General features: G+C 28.7%; 3 protein-coding genes. All 3 read right to left on the reverse strand.

What is annotated here, in order from left to right; translation table 11 throughout:
- Positions 1-254: 254 nt before the first annotated feature.
- Positions 255-1,019 (reverse strand): hypothetical protein, encoded by a 765-nt coding sequence (locus EG240_RS16215; RefSeq protein WP_125020370.1) that lies wholly within the window; start codon positions 1,017-1,019, stop codon positions 255-257.
- Positions 1,013-2,002 (reverse strand): MarR family transcriptional regulator, encoded by a 990-nt coding sequence (locus tag EG240_RS16220; RefSeq protein ID WP_125020371.1) that lies wholly within the window; start codon positions 2,000-2,002, stop codon positions 1,013-1,015. The genes EG240_RS16215 and EG240_RS16220 overlap by 7 nt, the downstream gene beginning before the upstream one ends.
- An 81-nt stretch (positions 2,003-2,083) precedes the next feature.
- Positions 2,084-2,848 (reverse strand): metallophosphoesterase, encoded by a 765-nt coding sequence (locus EG240_RS16225; RefSeq protein ID WP_125020372.1) that lies wholly within the window; start codon positions 2,846-2,848, stop codon positions 2,084-2,086.
- Positions 2,849-3,082: the final 234 nt, after the last annotated feature.

Genomic DNA, 3,082 nt, shown 5'->3' on the forward strand with positions numbered 1-3,082 from the left:
TTCAACGATTTTCCTCTGTACTTTGGATAAAGAAATAAATAACATTATGATGGTATTTAAGTTTATGTAACAATATCAACTGTCATTATAGTTGTACAAATATACAAAAAAAATTTGGTTTAAGACATAACTTTATATTGAGCGTTTATAAGAAGTTAACTATCTAAAGTTTTTTATAAACAACATAAGGGTGTTGTTGTATGCAACCTTCAATCCTTTAGACAAGTTGGTTAAGGCGTATCTATATAAAAATTTTACAAATCAAATATCTCTATAAATGATTTATAAAGATTGTCTACATTGATATTTCCTGCTCCCATTTCTTTGAATATTTGTTTATCTGGTAGATTATCTTTTACAGCTTCGGAAAATTCCATCAAGTCTTTTTTAATAGTTTCAGGAATGGCGAATTTATCATCGGGACTTAACAGCAATAATAACCTAAAAACATCTGTCTTGTGTTTTCTTAATTGCCGATCATCTACGCTTTCTCCATTATCTTTTCTAGCTTTATAATCAAGAAATGCTTTTGCTTTCAGACTTATTAGTGCTTCTGTGTTAGCCAGATGAATACCTCCACTTAACTGACTGTTTTTTGTTGTAAAGCTATAATAATCATCGTCCATCAAAATAGCCGAAAGACTTGAAATTTCTGTATCAACCGGAATTGGAGTCAGATGTGAATCTTCTTTCAAATCAATTAAGTCTGGGATTCTTGAAAATAATTCTATCTGAAAAGGAAATTCCTCATTTTCGGGTTTCAGGAAGCGGTAATACTTTCTATCCTCTTCACTTTTCTCTCTTACTTCATAGTTTCCTTCTTTTATAAAATTCCAAAAATGCTCTACAAATTGAGGGCTTAATGCTTCAACTACCAAAATAATATCAATATCTTTTGTTGCCCTTGGTACTAAACCAACTGTATCAATAACGATATCGCACGCTGTTCCACCAATAATCACATAATTTCCAGTGTACTCTTTAAAATGTTCGCTAAAAATATTTAAACCTCTTACCATATATATTTTTTTATGATCTGATCCAATGCCATATCTGTTCTTTCATCAATAAATCCATCTTTAAGACTCAAGTATAGAGATAGTGGATCTACATTATTTTTTTTAGTTATACCTTTTGCAATGATTTCCGGATTATACTTCCATACTTCAAGGGCGTAAGTACCATTTTCTTCGTTCAGATTTGTAAACTGTTTTTCCTTTTTAAGTTGATAAAATCTATTTCTTTCAATTGCAAAACAATCCTGAAGTCCCGGATTCATATCAGTATATTCTTCCAAAGCCGTGGTGTTTGAACGTAACAGCTTTTCAGGTTTCTTATCTATGTATACTGCTTTTAAAATCGGGTCGACAAATAAATCTTCAGCTTGTTTCCATAGTTTAGGGACATCGTTTTCAAACACAATACTTTTCTCTTTTGTGCCGATAACATCAATTAGGCCCATTCTTTTAAGATCATTGACAGCTTTTGTAATACCCATTTGGGTATATTGAAATTTATCTGCCAGTTCTTTAAAGGTATATTTACTTAGATCATCCTCTCTATGCAAGATATGATAAAGTACAATTAATTGAGCAGATGGTAACAATTTGATGTTTTTTCTAAAATCTTCTTTCTTATTAAAATCTTGAAAATCTACTAATAGTTCGGTAAGAAACATTTGTTTCCCTGGACTGATAAAGCTGATTTTATAGTCAATTAATCTTTTTCTATTAACAGTTGTTATATCTTCGGCAATTACCACTACAGGTTTATTAAAAACATTTCGGATTATCTCAAGTTGTTTTCTCAATTGTTGTGGGTTAAAAGTATCTTCTTTATCTAATACTAAAAATATCAACTCATGGTTAGATATTCTAGTGCTATAGAACTCATAACTATTTCTGAATAAAAAAGGTAATTTATTCAAAATATTATCAGATAATTTCTTTAATTCTATTTTCTGCCCCAGTAAGTGGTATATATATTCTTTTAGCTTTTCCATTGATAATAAACTTAAAAAACAATAATAAACCCATTTGGTTTATTATGCAAATATAGGTTTATTATACTAAAAATTAATGTTTTAATATTTATTTATTTCTATAACAGCACTTTCCTTATAACCGATGTTTTCTTCATATCTGATATAACCAAGCTGATTAGTTATCATTTTAGTATTGCCAATGTTAAAATCAGATATATTACAATGGTGGTGTCCGTAAATCCAGTAATCCAAAGAATTATTTAATATTAAATTACTCAAGTCCACAGCAAATGCTTCATTAATATTACTATCTTTATATTGTTCAGGATAATTTTCAAATACAGGAACGTGATGTGTAATAACAACCGATCTACTACTACATTGTTTAAACGCGTTTTCTAAAAAGAGTAAATTTTCTTGATAAAGTAGATTATAATCATCTGTATTAAATAAACGACTATTGTTTTTAATTACTTTGAAATCTGAAAGAGATTGCTGTATCAGAAATTGTCTTTCAGGCGAAATATCAGACCACAACGTTGAAAAGATAAAACGAATTCCGTCAATTTCTTTTACAGTATTATTCAGTAAAAGCACATTATCCCTTATTTTCTCTTCAAAACTACCCGTTCTGTTATTAATATCACTGTAATAATATTCGTGGTTACCAGGAATCCAAAACGTATATCTGAAATTTTCTGAAACATAGTCAAAAAAATCTTGATGTTTATCTATTACAGCAAAAGGTACAATATCTCCAGCTAAAATTAAAATTTCAGCTTTTGGTTTTATAGGATTTTCCAAAATATACTTTTTGTTCTCAGGAAACTCTAAATGTAAATCGGAACAGTATTGGATTTTCATAACATTTTTTTTGTTTAATATAACATGTTTAATCTACATAATGATGATTAAAATTATTAAAATAATATTATTACTTTTTAATTCGTTTCTGTATCCAAACAGGTGCGTATTTTAATTGCTTTTGAATTACTTGATTACTCAATTGAAATATTAACGGTTTTATTTTTTGTGAAAAATCTTCGGTTGCTTTATTTTGACCCACTTCTTTAAAAGCTTGCACAAACAAATACAACA

This window comes from Paenimyroides tangerinum (assembly GCF_003865405.1).
GTDB lineage: Bacteria > Bacteroidota > Bacteroidia > Flavobacteriales > Flavobacteriaceae > Flavobacterium > Flavobacterium tangerinum.